10 protein-coding genes are annotated in these 16,501 nt (G+C 71.9%); 8 read left to right on the top strand and 2 right to left on the bottom strand.

The genetic code is table 11. The features are described 5' to 3' along the window. Positions 1 to 120 precede the first annotated feature (120 nt). The 4 genes from ACIQAK_RS08765 to glgB all read left to right on the top strand — a co-directional run bounded on the left by ACIQAK_RS08765 (position 121) and on the right by glgB (position 7,991). Positions 121 to 2,151, top strand: a complete 2,031-nt coding sequence (locus ACIQAK_RS08765; RefSeq protein WP_366387553.1) for an alpha-1,4-glucan--maltose-1-phosphate maltosyltransferase — start codon at positions 121 to 123, stop codon at positions 2,149 to 2,151. Continuing rightward, positions 2,148 to 3,854: a maltose alpha-D-glucosyltransferase gene (gene treS, locus ACIQAK_RS08760; RefSeq protein WP_015611444.1), complete on the top strand. Its 1,707-nt coding sequence runs from the start codon at positions 2,148 to 2,150 to the stop codon at positions 3,852 to 3,854. Before ACIQAK_RS08765 ends, treS begins: the two co-directional genes overlap by 4 nt. 216 nt (positions 3,855 to 4,070) lie before the next feature. Further along, on the top strand, positions 4,071 to 5,492 hold the full coding sequence (locus ACIQAK_RS08755; protein WP_366387552.1) for a maltokinase N-terminal cap-like domain-containing protein: 1,422 nt from the start codon (positions 4,071 to 4,073) through the stop codon (positions 5,490 to 5,492). A 57-nt stretch (positions 5,493 to 5,549) separates the two neighbouring features. Then, positions 5,550 to 7,991 carry a 1,4-alpha-glucan branching enzyme gene (glgB, locus tag ACIQAK_RS08750; RefSeq protein ID WP_366387551.1) on the top strand — a complete coding sequence of 814 codons (2,442 nt, stop codon included), beginning with the start codon at positions 5,550 to 5,552 and terminating at the stop codon, positions 7,989 to 7,991. 246 nt (positions 7,992 to 8,237) lie between these two features. On the opposite strand, the gene ACIQAK_RS08745 is transcribed toward glgB, so the two are convergent. Continuing rightward, entirely contained in the window at positions 8,238 to 9,602 is a 1,365-nt protein-coding gene (locus tag ACIQAK_RS08745; protein WP_366387550.1) for a cation:dicarboxylate symporter family transporter, read from the bottom strand. Positions 9,603 to 9,755: 153 nt separating this feature from the next. Here ACIQAK_RS08745 and ACIQAK_RS08740 point away from each other — a divergent pair, with 153 nt between their 5' ends. From ACIQAK_RS08740 to ACIQAK_RS08730, 3 genes are all read left to right on the top strand, one after another. Next, entirely contained in the window at positions 9,756 to 11,426 is a 1,671-nt protein-coding gene (locus ACIQAK_RS08740; RefSeq protein ID WP_366387549.1) for a sensor histidine kinase, read from the top strand. After that, a complete protein-coding gene (locus ACIQAK_RS08735) occupies positions 11,423 to 12,097 on the top strand; it encodes a response regulator (RefSeq protein WP_366387548.1) in 675 nt (224 codons plus the stop codon). Before ACIQAK_RS08740 ends, ACIQAK_RS08735 begins: the two co-directional genes overlap by 4 nt. A 264-nt stretch (positions 12,098 to 12,361) precedes the next feature. Beyond that, positions 12,362 to 13,009 carry a helix-turn-helix transcriptional regulator gene (locus tag ACIQAK_RS08730; protein ID WP_366387819.1) on the top strand — a complete coding sequence of 216 codons (648 nt, stop codon included), beginning with the start codon at positions 12,362 to 12,364 and terminating at the stop codon, positions 13,007 to 13,009. Here ACIQAK_RS08730 and ACIQAK_RS08725 read toward each other — a convergent pair. Further along, a complete protein-coding gene (locus ACIQAK_RS08725; protein WP_366387547.1) occupies positions 13,006 to 14,031 on the bottom strand; it encodes an ATP-dependent 6-phosphofructokinase in 1,026 nt (341 codons plus the stop codon). The genes ACIQAK_RS08730 and ACIQAK_RS08725 overlap by 4 nt on opposite strands. A 314-nt stretch (positions 14,032 to 14,345) precedes the next feature. Between ACIQAK_RS08725 and pta the strand changes: the two genes are divergently transcribed. Then, positions 14,346 to 16,481: a phosphate acetyltransferase gene (gene pta / locus ACIQAK_RS08720; protein WP_366387546.1), complete on the top strand. Its 2,136-nt coding sequence runs from the start codon at positions 14,346 to 14,348 to the stop codon at positions 16,479 to 16,481. Positions 16,482 to 16,501: the final 20 nt, after the last annotated feature.

The raw sequence follows: 16,501 nt of genomic DNA, 5'->3' as shown, positions 1-16,501 counted from the left end.
CAGCAGACAGCTGAGCAGTTACAAAGGACCGATCCCCATCATCGCGGCACGCGCGGTCGGTCCTCCGCATCCGTGCCGTCCCCCGTGCACGCCGAGCTCCTCCAGCCCCCAGGTGATTCCATGATCGGTCGTATTCCCGTCCTGGACGTCCGTCCTCTCGTCGACTGCGGCAGACGGCCGGCGAAGGCCGTCGTCGGTGAGACCTTCCAGGTCACCGCCACCGTCTTCCGCGAAGGCCATGACGCGGTGGCGGCCAATGTCGTGCTGCGCGATCCGAGCGGACGGGTCGGGCCGTGGACCCCGATGTGCGAGCTGGCGCCGGGCACGGACCGGTGGGGTGCCGAGATCACCCCGTCGTCGGAAGGCCGCTGGACGTACACCGTGGAGGCCTGGAGCGATCCGGTCGCCACCTGGCGCCACCACGCGGCGATCAAGATCCCGGCGGGCATCGACACCGACCTGGTGCTGGCGGAGGGCGCCGCCCTGCTGGAGCGGGCCGCCGCGGGAGTGCCGAAGAAGAACGGACGGGAGGCGGTGCTCGCCGCGGTGGACGCGCTGCGTGACGCCGCGCACCCGCCGGCCGCCCGGCTGGCCGCTTCCCTGACCCCGGCCGCCGAGGCGGTCCTGGCCCGCCACCCGTTGCGCGAGCTGGTCACCCGGTCCAAGCCGCTGGCGGTGCGCGTGGAGCGCGAGCGGGCGTTGTACGGGTCGTGGTACGAGCTGTTCCCGCGTTCGGAGGGGGCGCGGCGGGTGCCGGTGGCTCCCTCCGACACCCTGCCCGCCGCTTCGTCGGACGCGCGGACGCGGCTGGTCAGCGGCACGTTCCGGACGGCGGCCGAGCGGCTGCCCGCGGTCGCCGCCATGGGTTTCGATGTCGTGTACCTGCCTCCCATCCATCCGATCGGGACCACCCACCGCAAGGGCCCGGACAACACCCTGACGCCCGGTGAGCACGATCCGGGGGTGCCGTGGGCGATCGGTTCGCCGGACGGCGGCCACGACGCCGTCCACCCGGAGCTGGGCACGCTCGAGGACTTCGACCACTTCGTGTCGGTGGCCCGCAACCTGCGGATGGAGATCGCGCTGGACTTCGCGCTCCAGTGCTCGCCGGACCACCCGTGGGTCAAGGACCACCCGGACTGGTTCCACCACCGCGCGGACGGCTCGATCGCGTACGCCGAGAACCCGCCGAAGAAGTACCAGGACATCTACCCGATCGCCTTCGACAAGGACCTGCGCGGTCTGGTGGCGGAGACGGTGCGGATCCTGCGCTTCTGGATGGACCACGGGGTGCGGATCTTCCGCGTCGACAACCCGCACACCAAGCCGGTGGTCTTCTGGGAGAAGGTCATCGCCGACATCAACGGCACCGACCCCGACGTCATCTTCCTGGCGGAGGCGTTCACCCGCCCGGCGATGATGCACACCCTGGGCGCGATCGGGTTCCAGCAGTCGTACACGTACTTCACCTGGCGCAACACCAAGCAGGAGCTCACCGAGTACGTCACGGAGCTGTCCGGCGAGGCCGCCTCCTACATGCGGCCCAACTTCTTCGTGAACACCCCGGACATCCTGCCCGGCTACCTCCAGCACGGCGGGCGCCCGGCCTTCGAGGCCCGGGCCGTACTCGCCGCCACCCTCGCCCCGTCCTGGGGCGTCTACGCCGGATTCGAGCTGTGCGAGAACACTCCGGCCAAGCCGGGGAGCGAGGAGTACCTGCACTCGGAGAAGTACGAACTGCGCCCGAGGGACTGGGAGTCGGCGGAGCGCGAGGGCCGCACGCTGACACCCCTGATCACCTCGCTGAACCGGATCCGCCGACGTAACCCCGCGCTCCAGCAGCTGCGCGAGGTCCACTTCCACCACGCCGACAACGAGTCGCTGATCGTCTACAGCAAACGTTCCGGTTCGAACACCGTTGTGGTGGTCGTGAACCTCGACCCTCACCACACCCAGGAGGCCACGGTCTCGTTGGACATGGAGCGGCTCGGCCTCCAGGGGCACGAGCGCGTACCGGTGCGCGACGAGCTCACCGGCGACACCTATCACTGGGGCAGGACCTTCTATGTGCGCCTGGAGCCGGGCACCACGCCCGCGCACATCGCCGTCCTGCGACCGTCCCCGCCGACCGGAGGGTCACCCACACCATGATCGTCAATGAGCCTGTCCACGACACGTTCGAGGACACACCCGCCAAGGACCGTGATCCCGACTGGTTCAAGCGCGCCGTCTTCTACGAGGTGCTCGTCCGGTCCTTCCAGGACTCCAACGGCGACGGAATCGGCGACCTCAAGGGCATCACCGCCAAGCTGGACTACCTCCAGTGGCTCGGTGTCGACTGCCTCTGGCTGCCGCCGTTCTTCAAGTCGCCGCTGCGCGACGGAGGTTACGACGTCTCCGACTACACCGCCGTGCTGCCGGAGTTCGGCGATCTCGCCGACTTCGTGGAATTCGTGGACGCCTCGCACCAGCGGGGCATGCGCGTCATCATCGACTTCGTCATGAACCACACCAGCGACCAGCACGAGTGGTTCCAGCAGTCGCGCACCGACCCGGACGGGCCGTACGGCGACTACTACGTCTGGGCCGACGACGACAAGCAGTTCCAGGACGCCCGGATCATCTTCGTCGACACCGAGACGTCCAACTGGACCTTCGACCCGGTACGCAAGCAGTACTACTGGCACCGCTTCTTCTCCCACCAGCCGGACCTCAACTACGAGAACCCGGCCGTGCAGGAGGAGATCATGGCCGCCCTGCGCTTCTGGCTGGACCTGGGCATCGACGGCTTCCGGGTGGACGCGGTGCCCTACCTCTACCAGCGTGAGGGCACCAACTGCGAGAACCTGCCCGAGACCCACCACTTCCTCAAGCGGGTCCGCAAGGAGATCGACGCCAACTACCCGGACACCGTGCTCCTCGCCGAGGCCAACCAGTGGCCGGAGGACGTCGTCGACTACTTCGGCGACTACGAGGCGGGCGGCGACGAGTGCCACATGGCGTTCCACTTCCCCGTGATGCCACGGATCTTCATGGCGGTGCGCCGCGAGAGCCGCTACCCGGTCTCGGAAATCCTGGCGAAGACCCCGGCGATCCCGAAGAACTGCCAGTGGGGCATCTTCCTGCGCAACCATGACGAGCTCACCCTCGAAATGGTCACCGACGAAGAGCGCGACTACATGTACGCGGAGTACGCCAAGGACCCGCGGATGCGCGCCAACATCGGCATCCGCCGCCGCCTGGCCCCGCTGCTGGACAACGACCGCAACCAGATCGAGCTGTTCACCGCCCTGCTGCTGTCGCTGCCCGGCTCCCCGATCCTCTACTACGGGGACGAGATCGGGATGGGCGACAACATCTGGCTGGGCGACCGGGACGCCGTCCGCACCCCCATGCAGTGGACACCCGACCGCAACGCCGGCTTCTCCTCCAGCGATCCGGGGCGGCTCTACCTCCCCACGATCATGGACCCGGTCTACGGCTACCAGGTGACCAACGTCGAGGCGTCGATGGCCTCGCCGTCCTCGCTGCTGCACTGGACGCGGCGGATGATCGAGATCCGCAAGCAGAATCCGGCCTTCGGGCTCGGCGAGTACACCGAGCTGCCCTCGTCCAACCCGGCGGTGCTGGCGTTCACCCGCGAGTACAAGGACGACCTCGTCCTGTGCGTGCACAACTTCTCGCGGTTCGCGCAGCCGACGGAGCTGGACCTGCGATCGTTCAACGGACGTCATCCGGTGGAATTGATCGGCGGGGTACGCTTCCCGGCCATCGGCCAGTGGCCCTACCTGCTGACCCTGGCCGGACACGGCTTCTACTGGTTCCGGCTGCGCAAGGACGCGCCGCCGGCCTGATCCGGCGGTGCCCCGTGCGGGTCGGTTTCCGCCCTCCCGCACGGGGCACCCGTCCCTTGTCGGGCCTTCCCGGCCCGGTGCTCCACACTTCACGGTTCCGCCGTTCGAGTCCGTAAGCACCTTCCTCTCCCGACACGTCCCGCACAGCCGGACAGCCATTGCCGCAATCCGGGACACTCTTCGCATCCTGTGTGCCCGGGGAAAGGACGCGATGCCATGTCGGAGGCTGCATCCAGTCACGTCGCCCTGGCGAAGAGCACGAGGAACAGCGCAACCCCGAGCAGTACGACGGACGGTGGCCTGCTGCCGTCCCTCGCCCCCCTGCTCCACGCATGGCTGCCCCGGCAGCGGTGGTTCGCCGGCAAGGGCCGGGCGGTCACCGGCTTCTCGCTGGTCTCGGCCACCGAGATGCTGCCGCTGGACGGCACGGCCGGTCCCGGACTGCTCCATCTGATGGTCCGGGTCCAGCAGCCGTCGCGGTCGGCCCGTACGGCGGACGACTGCTACCAGCTCCTGATCGGCGTGCGGACCTCGCTGCCGGCCACCCTCGCCGGAGCGTTGATCGGCCGGGTGGAGCGCGGCCCGCTGGCCGGGCGGACCGTCTACGACGCGCTGCACGACCCACGCCTGGCGGACCTTCTGCTGGAACGGTTCCGCCGCCCGGGCACCCTCGGCGCCCTCCGCTTCGAGCGGACCGCCGCGATCCCGGCGGGGCTGTCACCCCGGGTGCTGGACGCCGAACAGTCCAACTCCTCGCTCGTCTACGGCGACGCGTACATCCTCAAAATCTTCCGCCGGGTCTTCCCCGGCACCAACCCGGATCTGGAGCTGCCGCTCGCCCTGGCCCGTGAGGGGTGCGAGCGGGTGCCGGCCCCGATCGCCTGGTTCGAGGCCCCCGGCCCCGAACCGCTCACCCTCGGTGTGCTCCAGCCCTTCCTGCACGGTGCCCGGGACGGCTGGCAGCTCGCCCTCACCGCGCTCACGGCGGGCCGCGACTTCGTCCCCGAGGCGCGGGCGCTGGGCCGGGCCACCGCCGAGGTGCACACCGCACTCGCCGCGGCCCTGCCCACGCCCGCGCTGCACGGGACGCAGACCCGGCAGCTGATCGCCCAGATGACCCAGCGCCTGGAGGCCGCCGCCCAGGCGGTGCCGGCCCTCGTCCCCTACGTCCCCGCCCTGCGCACCGCGTTCGACGCCGTCACGGCGCTCGGCCACCGGGGCGGCGGCTGGGCGCAGCAGCGGGTGCACGGCGACCTCCACCTCGGCCAGGCGCTCCGCTCCCCCGACGGCTTCTGGTCGCTGATCGACTTCGAGGGCGAACCGGCCCGCCCGCTGGACGAGCGCCGCCGCCCGGCACCCCCGGTGCGCGATGTGGCGGGCATGCTGCGCTCCTTCGACTACGCGGCCCGCTCGCACCGCCCGTGGAACCCCGAGTGGGCGGCCCGCTGCCGTGCCGCCTACTGCGAGGGGTACGCGCTGGCGTCGGGCACCGACCCGCGCGGCGAACCGGAGCTGCTGCGCGCCCACGAGACCGACAAGGCGGTGTACGAGGTGGTGTACGAGGCCCGGCACCGCCCCGACTGGCTGCCGGTCCCGATGGCCGCCATCCAGCGACTGGCCCAGTCCGCCGCGGCCTGAGTCCGCACTCCTCTCTTCTCCCCTCCGCCCTCCGAACCCTCCGAGGAGGCAGTCCCTGTGACCGCCCGCAAGCCCTCCCGCAAGGCATCCCGCAAGACCGCTGCCGCCGAAGCCACCGCCGACGCCGTGAGCGTGGAGACCGCGCCGACGCCGGCGCCCGCTTCCGCACCCGGTGCCCTCGAATCCGCGGAGGCGGCCGAAGCCGTCGAGGCCGTCGCGCCGGGTGCCACCACCACGACCACCCAGGCCGCACCCGCCAAGCGCGCCCGGCGCGCGGACGCGGTCCCCTCGCTCCCCCGGCAGGCCGGCGACGGCGGGGCCGCCCGCCCCGCACCGGCGCTGGACACCGCCGACCGCGGCCGGCTGCTGGCCGGGGACCACCACGCGCCGCACGACGTGCTCGGCGCCCGTCCGATCCCGGGCGGGGTGCTGGTACGGGCGCTGCGCCCGTTCGCCCGCTCGGTCACGGTGCTGGCCGAAGGGGCGCGTGCCGAACTGCACGACGACGGCGACGGGTTCTTCTCCGGTGTGCTGCCGGTGCCGGAGGTGCCCGGCTACCGGCTCCAGGTCGCGTACGACGACGACACCATCGAGGTGGACGACCCGTACCGCTTCTGGCCCTCGCTCGGCGAGCTCGACCTGCATCTGATCGCGGAGGGCCGCCACGAGGAGCTGTGGCGGGCGCTCGGTTCGGAGCCCATGGAGCACCAGGGGGTGGCCGGGACCCGGTTCACCGTGTGGGCGCCGAACGCGCGTGGAGTGCGGATCTCCGGTGACTTCAACTACTGGGACGGCACCGGCTTCCCGATGCGTTCGCTCGGCTCGACCGGGGTGTGGGAGCTGTTCCTGCCCGGGGTGGGCGAGGGCGCGCTCTACAAGTACGACATCTGCCGCCCGGACGGTTCGCACACGGTACGGGCCGACCCGATGGCCCGCCGCACCGAGGTCCCGCCCGCGACCGCGTCGATCGTCACCGCGTCGCACCACGAGTGGCGGGACGCGGACTGGATGGCCCACCGGGGCGACCGGCCGGTCCACGAGTCCCCCTTCTCGGTGTACGAGGTGCATCTCGCCTCCTGGCGGCCGGGCCTGAGCTACCGTCAGCTCGCCGAGCAGCTTCCCGCGTACGTCAAGGACCTCGGCTTCACCCATGTCGAGCTGATGCCGGTCTCCGAGCACCCCTTCGGCGGCTCCTGGGGCTACCAGGTCACCGGTTTCTACGCCCCGACCTCCCGGATGGGCACCCCGGACGACTTCCGGTACCTGGTGGACGCCCTGCACCGGGCGGGCATCGGCGTGATCATGGACTGGGTGCCCGCCCACTTCCCGCGCGACGACTGGGCGCTGGCGGAGTTCGACGGGCGGCCGCTGTACGAGCACTCCGACCCGCGCCGGGCACACCACCCGGACTGGGGGACGCTGGAGTTCGACTACGGGCGTACCGAGGTCCGCAACTTCCTGGTCGCCAACGCCACGTACTGGTGCGAGGAGTTCCACATCGACGGTCTGCGGGTCGACGCCGTGGCCTCGATGCTCTACCTCGACTACTCCCGCGAGGACGGCCAGTGGTCGCCCAACGACCAGGGCGGGCGCGAGAACTGGGACGCGGTCGGCTTCCTCCAGGAGATGAACGCGACCGTCTACCGCCGCAATCCGGGCGTCGTCACCATCGCGGAGGAGTCCACCGCCTGGGACGGCGTCACCCGGCCCACCGACAGCGGGGGCCTGGGCTTCGGGCTCAAGTGGAACATGGGCTGGATGCACGACTCGCTGCTGTACGTGGCGAAGGAGCCGGTGCACCGCAAGTACCACCACAACGAGATGACGTTCTCGATGGTGTACGCGTACAGCGAGAACTACGTGCTGCCGATCTCGCACGACGAGGTGGTGCACGGCAAGCAGGCGCTGGTGGCGAAGATGCCCGGCGACTGGTGGCAGCAGCGCGCCAACCACCGCGCCTACCTGGGCTTCATGTGGGCCCATCCCGGCAAGCAACTCCTTTTCATGGGCCAGGAGTTCGCCCAGGGAGCGGAGTGGTCGGAGGGCCACGGCCCGGACTGGTGGCTGCTGGACCCGACGTACGAGGCCTCCGGTGACCACCGCGGGGTACGCACCCTGGTGGGCGACCTGAACGCGGTGTACGGGGCGGTGCCGGCGCTGTGGCAGCGCGACACCGTGCCGGAGGGGTTCAGCTGGGTGGACGGCGGGGCGGCCGAGGACAACGTCTTCGCGTTCCTGCGCTACGACGCGGACGGCTCACCGCTCCTCGCGGTCTCGCACTTCTCCCCGGTGGTCCGCCACGACTACCGCCTCGGGGTGCCGGAGACCGGGACCGAGGGCTGGGTGGAGGTCCTGAACACGGACGCGGCCCGGTACGGCGGCAGCGACGTACGCAACGAGGAGCCGGTGAAGGCGGAGGCGGTGCCCGCGCACGGCCGGCCGGCCAGCGTCTCGCTGACACTGCCACCGCTGGCGACGGTGTGGTTCCGGCCGGCGTGAGCGTCTGAGCCGGCCGGACGGAGGGGGCCCGTACCGCGTCGGGGGTGACGCGGCGGACAGGGGTCCCCGGCCGGGTGGCCGGCCCGCCTGCGTACCGCCGACCGGCGTCGGACCGCCCGGACGATGCCACCGTCCGCGAGCAGTGCCGCGCCCGCGACAGGCAGGGTGGAGACCGGGCAAGGACACCCGTACCGGGGGAAGTACGGGTGTCCTTGGGTGGGGGGGCGCAGTGGCGTCGGTGGCCGGTCAGATCCTGGCGGGCTCGGCCGCCGTCCCGCGCTGCTCGGGGACGTCACCGGAACCGCCGGACGGGGCGTGGTCGTCGACCAGGGTCCGCTCGTCGAACGGGATCCGGCCGGCGAGGACCTGGCCGGCGCGCTCCTTGTCGATCTCCTTGGTCCAGTGGCCGACGAGGACCGTGGCGACCGCGTTGCCCGCGAAGTTGGTCAGCGCGCGGGCCTCACTCATGAAGCGGTCGATGCCGACGATCAGGCCGACTCCGTCGACGAGTTCGGGGCGGTGCGACTGGAGACCGCCCGCGAGGGTCGCCAGGCCCGCGCCGGTCACGCCCGCCGCGCCCTTCGAGGCGATGACCATGAAGACCAGGAGCGAGATCTGCTCGCTCGCGCTCAGCGGGTCACCCAGCGCGTTGGCGATGAAGAGCGAGGACATCGTGAGGTAGATCGCGGTGCCGTCGAGGTTGAAGGAGTAGCCGGTCGGCACGGTGATGCCGACGACGGGCTTGCTGACGCCCAGGTGCTCCATCTTGGCGATGAGCCGCGGCAGCGCGGACTCGGATGAGGAGGTGGAGAGGATCAGCAGGAACTCGCGGCCCAGGTACTTCAGCAGGGAGATCAGGTTGACCCCGGCGACCAGGCGCAGGATGGTGCCGAGCACCACGAAGACGAAGAGCCCGCAGGTGAGGTAGAAGCCGATCATGATGATCGCCAGGGACTTCAGGGCGTCGAGCCCGGTCTCGCCGACCACCGCGGCGATCGCGCCGAACGCGCCGACCGGGGCGGCCCACATGATCATGGCGAGGATGCGGAAGACGAGCCGCTGGATGTGGGTGATGCCGCGGATGATGGGCTCACCCGCCGAGCCCATCGCCTGGAGCGCGAAGCCCGCGAGCAGCGCGACCAGGAGGGTTTGCAGCACCTCGCCCGCCGTGAAGGCGGAGACGATGGTGGTCGGGATGATGCCGAGCAGGAAGTCCACGGTCGACTCGCTCGCCCCGGACGCCTGCGCCTCGCCCGCGGCCCGCGCCTGCTCGGTGATGTGGAGGGTGGAGCCGGGCTCCAGGAAGTTGCCGACCAGCAGGCCGATGGCGAGGGCGACGGTCGACATGACCAGGAAGTAGCCCAGCGCCAGGCCGCCGACGGCGCCGACCTTGGCCGCCTTGCGCACCGAGCCGACGCCCAGCACGATCGTGCAGAAGATGATCGGCGAGATCATCATCTTGATCAGGTTCACGAAGCCGGCGCCGACGGGCTTGAGCTCGACGGCCACCCCGGGGGCCGTGAAGCCCACCAGGATGCCGAGCGCCACGGCGGCGATCACGGCGATGTAGAGGTAGTGGGTACGGTCCCGCTGTTCGGCTGCCACGGCCATCGTGGGGCTCCTCGGCTCGGCTTGTGCCCCCGTCCCTGGGGGCTTCGGTGACTATCCACCGCCCTGTGACCCCGGTCACCCTTGCGTTCATATCGTTCACGGGCGGTTTCGAGCCACTGGGAGCGGTCCGCTCTGGCGAGGCAGACTGTGGCCATGCGCCTCCCCCGTACCCGTCCCCGCAGCCTGGCCGGGCAGCTCTTCGCCATGCAGGTCGTGCTGATCGCCGCGGTGGTGGCCGGGTGCGCGGTCTTCGCGTACGTCTCCGGCTCCGCGCAGGCGGAGCGGACGGCCGCCCGCCAGGTGCGGGCGGCGGCGGTGGCGGTGGCCGACTCCCCGTCCGTGCGGGAGGCCATCGGTACCCCGGACCCCTCCGCCGTACTCCAGCCGTACGCGGAGCGGGTGCGGCGGGACACCGGGATCGCCTTCGTCACGATCATGGACACCGAGCGGGTCCGCTGGACGCACCCCGACGCCTCGCTGATCGGTGAGACGTTCCTCGGCCACACCGAGGAGGCGCTGCGCGGGGAGATCTTCACCGAGACGTACACCGGCACCCTGGGCCCCTCGATCCGGGTGGTGACCCCGGTCCGCGACGGCGAGGCGATCATCGGGCTGGTCAGCGCGGGCATCACGGTGGACCGGGTCTCCTCGCAGGTACGGGAGCAGCTGGGCGCCCTGGCGCTGGCGGCGGGCGGGGCGCTGGCGCTGGGCGGGATCGGCACGTACGTGATCAACGCCCGGTTGCGGCGGCACACCCACGGGATGAACGCGGCCCAGCTGAGCCGGCTGCACGACTACCACCAGGCCACCCTGCACGCGGTGCGCGAGGGGCTGCTGATGCTGGACGGGCGGCGCCGGATCGCGCTGATCAACGACGCGGGGCGGGAGCTGCTGGGGCTCGGCCCGCAGGCGGAGGTGGTCGGCCGGACGGTGGACGAGCTGGCGCTGCCCGCCCCGCTGACCGGGGCGCTGCTGGCGTCACAGGCACGGGTGGACGAGCTGCACCTGACGGCGGAGCGGGTGATCGTGGTCAACACCCGTCCGGTGGTGGGCGGTGAGCGGCGCGGCACGGTGGTGACCCTGCGGGACCATACCGAGCTCCAGGCGCTGACCGGTGAGCTGGACTCCGAGCGCGGCTTCACGCAGGCGCTGCGCTCCCAGGCCCACGAGGCGGCGAACCGGCTGCACACGGTGGTGTCGCTGATCGAACTGGGCCGGGTGGAGGAGGCGGTGGACTTCGCCACGGCGGAGCTGGAGCTGGCCCAGGTGCTGACCGACCGGGTGGTGGGGGCGGTGGAGGAGCCGGTGCTGGCCGCGCTGCTGCTGGGCAAGGCGGCCCAGGTGAACGAGCGCGGGGTGGAACTGGAGCTCGCCGAGGACAGCCTGATCGACGACGGGGCGCTGCCCTCCTCGCTGGCTCAGCGGGATCTGGTGACGATCCTCGGCAATCTGATCGACAACGCGGTCGACGCGGCCTCGGAGGGTGACGGCCCCGGTTCGACGGGGTCCGTGCCGGCGCAGCGCACGGGTCCGCGGGGCGCCGGGCGGGCCCGGGTCACCGTGACCGCGCTCGCCGGTGACCGGGAGCTGCTGCTACGGGTCTCGGACACCGGGGCGGGCATCGGACCGGACGAGACGGACGAGGTGTTCCGGCGCGGCTGGTCGACGCGCGGGGCGGGGCGCGGGCTCGGCCTGGCGCTGGTGCGGCAGGCGGCCCACCGCAACGGCGGGAGCGTGGAGCTGGACCGGGCACCGGAGGGCGGGGCGCGGTTCACGGTACGGCTGCCGATCGGGGACCGTACGGCGAAGGAGGTCACCGCGTGATCCGGGTGCTGGTGGTGGAGGACGATCCGGTGGCCGCCGACGCGCACCGGATGTACGTGGAGCGGGTCACCGGCTTCACGGTCACCGCGGTGGCCCACACCCGGGCGGAGGCGGTGCGGGTGCTGGAGCGGACCCCGGTGGACCTGCTGCTGCTCGACCTGTACCTCCCCGACGGACACGGGCTCGGGCTGCTGCGGTCGCTGCGGGCCGCCGGGCACGGGGCGGACGTGATCGCGGTGACCTCGGCGCGGGACCTCGCGGTGGTGCGGGAGGGGGTGTCGCTGGGGGTCGTGCAGTACGTCCTGAAGCCGTTCACGTACCCCACGCTGCGGGACCGGCTGGTGCGGTACGCGGAGTTCCGGGGGGCCGCGGGCGAGGCGAGCGGGCAGGAGGAGGTGGACCGGGCGCTGGGCGCGCTGCGGGTCGCGCATCCTGCCGCACTGCCGAAGGGGCTGAGCGGGCCGACCCTGGCGGCGGTGACCGGGGTCCTGCGGGAGTCCCCGGAGGGGGTGACGGCGGCGGCGGCCGGGGAGCGGCTCGGGATCTCCCGGATCACCGCGCGCCGCTACCTGGAGCACCTGGTCGCCGCGGGGAGCGCCGCGCGGCGTCCACATTACGGACAGGTCGGCCGACCGGAGCTCCACTACCGCTGGCTGGCCGACGGCCGCTGAGCCCCGGTCTCCGGGACGTACCGCAAGCGCTTGCCGCACCGACGCGCAGGGGCAGTGCGGGGCGGGGTGGGCCCGGAAGGAAAGCGCTGCTCAAGCGCCTGTTTGCGTACCGCCCGTCCGGTTCGCGGTAGGAGGTTCGCACGAAGCGTGTTCCGGACGGGACGGACCGTAGCCAGAGAGGACCTGGACTTCTACGGTGGGGCCGTGCACCCCACCCCGCCCTTCAACGCCCCCGCCGCGCGCCGACTCCGTGAGGCACTGGGGATGGCTCCCGGCCATGTCGCCTACGGCCTCGCCGCCCAGTACGGGCTCCGCGTCCCCGCCGAGACCGTCGTCGCCTGGGAACGCGGCATCGCGACCCCCGGCGAACGGGAACTGACCGCCCTGGCCGGTGTCCTGTGGTGCGCCCCCGGCGAACTGCTGGCCGCCGCCTCCACCCTGCGCGAGCACCGGATGAGCCGGGAGCTCTCCGTGGACGACCTGGCGCGGCAGCTCGGGATGACCGGGGCCTCGTACCTGCGGATGGAGGAGTCGGGGCGCTGGAAGGGCAACGAGCGGCAGTCCGCCGCACTGTGCCGGGCGCTCGATCTCTCGGCCGCGCAGTTCCTCACGGCGACGGGCCGCGACGCGGAGCTGTCGGAGCTGCTGACCAGCGCGGTCACCACACGCTGGCAGGCCTACGTCCGCCCGGTGGCGAAGATCGTCCCGCTGGACCGGGCACGGATCCAGGACGTGCTGGAACAGCTGCACGCCGACTACCAGGCCCTGATGGTCTCCACGCTGAGCTGGAGCAGCACGGGCCAGGAGCGGTCCGCGACGACGGGCGACGCGGGACGGGCGTTCCTGGCCCGGGTGGTGGAGCAGTTCTGGCTGACGGCCGGGGTGGGCCGGGGCGTGAACCGCGGGGTCTAGAAGACCGACTCCGCCTCGTACATCCGCTCCGCCGGGACCGTCTTCAGCCGGGTGACCGCGTCCGCGAGCGGCACCATGGCGATGTCGGTGCCGCGCAGGGCGGTCATCCTGCCGAAGTCGCCGCGGTGCACGGCCTCCACCGCGTTCCAGCCGAAGCGGGTGGCGAGGACCCGGTCGTACGCGGTCGGCGTGCCGCCGCGCTGGACGTGGCCGAGGATGACCGGCCGGGCCTCCTTGCCGAGCCGGGTCTCCAGCTCGACGGCGAGGCGGTTGCCGATGCCCTGGAAGCGCTCGTGGCCGTACTGGTCGATGGCACCCTTGGCGTACGGCATGGAGCCCTCGGCCGGGTGCGCGCCCTCGGCGACGCAGATGACGGCGAACTTCTTGCCGCGGGCGAACCGCTCCTCGACCATCTTGACGAGGTCGTCGACCTGGAAGGGGCGTTCGGGCAGGCAGATGCCGTGGGCGCCGCCGGCCATCCCGGACTCCAGCGCGATCCAGCCGGCGTGGCGGCCCATGACCTCGACGACCATCACCCGCTGGTGGGACTCGGCGGTCGTCTTGAGACGGTCTATGGCCTCGGTCGCCACGCCCACCGCGGTGTCGAAGCCGAAGGTCCGGTCGGTGGCGGAGATGTCGTTGTCGATGGTCTTCGGGACCCCGACGACCGGCATGCCCGCTTCGGCGAGCATCCGGGCCGCGGTGAGCGTGCCCTCGCCGCCGATCGGGATGAGCGCGTCCAGGTCGTAACGGCGGGCCAGCTCCTCGCAGTTCTCGGCGGCCTCGCGCAGCCGGTCGCGCTCCAGGCGGGCCGAGCCGAGGATGGTGCCGCCGCGGGCGAGGATGCCGCTGACCGCGTTGAGGTCGAGGGGGCGGAAGTGGCCGTCGAGCAGCCCCTTGAAGCCGTCCTCGAAGCCGATGACCTCGTCCCCGTGGCCCACGACGGCCCGGTGGACGACCGACCGGATCACTGCGTTCAGGCCGGGGCAGTCGCCGCCCGCGGTGAGAATGCCGATGCGCATCGAGGTGTGTCTCCTGCTCGTTGAGTCGCGCTTTCCAGGAGGCCGACCGAGGCGGCCCCCGTGCCCTGAACCAGGTCGATTGTCCCACGTCGGGCACGCGCACCGCGCTTTTGGCCGGGCGGGCCGCGGAAGCGGGTAGGAGGGATGCGAGGGCGGAACCTCCGGCGGGCGGTATAGCGGGCCGCGCAGGTATCGTCAAGAGGCAATGCAGGCCAATGCCGCACCCGTCGGAAGGCCGGGGACAGCGCGGGGAGAACCCCCATGTCCTGGACGGACCGCGGGTCGCGGCACCGCACAACGACGGGAGAGCACGCGTGGCGCGCAGTGTGTACGTGACCGGGATCGACCGGGGGGACGGCCGACAGGTCGTCGAGCTGGGAGTCATGGAGCTACTGACGCGTCAGGTGGACCGGGTCGGGGTCTTCCGCCCGCTGGTCCACGACGGCCCCGACCGGCTCTACGAGCTGCTGCGGGCCCGCTACCGGCTCTCCCAGAGCCCGGCGTCGGTGTACGGCCTGGACTACCACGAGGCCTCCGCCGTGCAGGCGGAGAAGGGCACCGACGAGCTGGTCTCGCGGCTCGTCGAGCGCTTCCACCAGGTGGCCCGGGAGTACGAGGTGGTCCTGGTGCTCGGCAGCGACTTCGCCGCCACCCAGCTCCCCGACGAACTGGCGCTGAACGCCCGGCTGGCCAACGAGTTCGGCGCCTCGGTGATCGCGGTCGTCGGCGGCAAGGGGCAGACCGCGGAGTCCGTGCGCGCCGAGACCCGTAACGCCTACCGCGCCTACGCCGGTCTCGGCTGCGACGTGCTGGCGATGGTGGTGAACCGGGTCGCGCCCGAGGACCGGGCGGGGATGGCGGAGCGGCTCGCGGCCCGGCTGCCGGTGCCCGTCTCCGTGCTGCCGGACGATCCGGCGCTCTCCGCCCCGACGGTCGCCCAGATCACCGCCGCCCTGGACGGCACGGTGCTGCTCGGCGACGACGCGGGGCTCGCGCGGGACGCGCTGGACTTCGTCTTCGGCGGGGCGATGCTGCCGAACCTGCTGAACGCGCTGACGCCCGGCTGCATGGTGGTGACGCCCGGGGACCGGGCCGACCTGGTGGTGGGTTCGCTGGCGGCGCACAGCGCCGGCACCCCGCCCATCGCGGGCGTCCTGCTGACCCTGAACGAGCGCCCCGGCGAGGAGATACTCACGCTGGCCGCCCGGCTCGCACCGGGGACCCCGGTCGTCTCGGTGGCCGGGGGCTCCTTCCCCACGGCGGCGGAACTCTTCACTCTGGAGGGGAAGTTGAACGCGGCGACGCCCCGTAAGGCGGAGACCGCGCTCGGCCTCTTCGAGCGCCATGTCGACACCGGCGCCCTGCTGGAGCGGATCTCGGTGGCCCGCAGCGGCCGGGTCACCCCGATGATGTTCGAGCACGAGCTGCTGGAGCAGGCCCGCTCCGACCGCAAGCGCGTGGTGCTGCCCGAGGGCGGCGAGGAGCGGGTGCTGCGCGCGACGGACGTCCTGCTGCGCCGGGACGTCTGCGACCTCACCCTCCTCGGCGATGTGGACACGATCCGCAAGAAGGCCGCCGACCTCGGCATCGACCTGGCCGGGACGCAGATCATCGATCCGCACACCTCGGAGCTGCGGCAGGCCTTCGCCGAGCGGTACGCGCAGCTGCGCGCGCACCGGGGGGTGACGGTGGAGCTGGCGTACGACGTGGTGTCGGACGTGAACTACTTCGGCACGCTGATGGTGCAGGAGGGGCTGGCCGACGGCATGGTGTCGGGGTCGGTGCACTCCACCGCCGCTACCATCCGCCCCGCCTTCGAGATCATCAAGACGAAGGGGGTCGAGCGCAGCTCGTCAGGCAGGGCGGCGGCGGGTGACGGGAGGGCGAAGCCGGACGCCTCGATCGTCTCCTCGGTCTTCTTCATGTGCCTGGCCGACAAGGTCCTCGTCTACGGCGACTGCGCGGTGAACCCGGACCCGGACGCCGAGCAGCTCGCGGACATCGCGGTGCAGTCGGCGGTGACGGCGGCCCGCTTCGGCGTCGAGCCGCGGATCGCCATGCTGTCGTACTCCACCGGCACCTCCGGCTCCGGCGCGGACGTCGACAAGGTGCGCGAGGCCACCGAGCGGGTGCGGGCCGAGCGGCCCGAGCTGCGGGTGGAGGGGCCGATCCAGTACGACGCGGCCGTCGAGCCGTCCGTCGCGGCGACGAAGCTGCCGGGGTCGGAGGTGGCCGGGCAGGCCACCGTGCTGATCTTCCCGGACCTGAACACCGGCAACAACACCTACAAGGCCGTGCAGCGCTCGGCGGGCGCGGTCGCGGTCGGCCCGGTGCTCCAGGGGCTGCGCAAGCCGGTCAACGACCTCTCCCGGGGCGCGCTCGTCCAGGACATCGTCAACACCGTGGCGATCACGGCGATCCAGGCGCAGGGCGAGGAGCGCCCCGCATGACCACGACCTCCACTCCCGCC

It is taken from the genome of Streptomyces sp. NPDC088706 (assembly GCF_044752765.1).
GTDB lineage: Bacteria > Actinomycetota > Actinomycetes > Streptomycetales > Streptomycetaceae > Streptomyces.
Note: the sequence above shows the minus strand (reverse complement) of the source record. Positions and strands in the feature narration are given on the sequence as shown.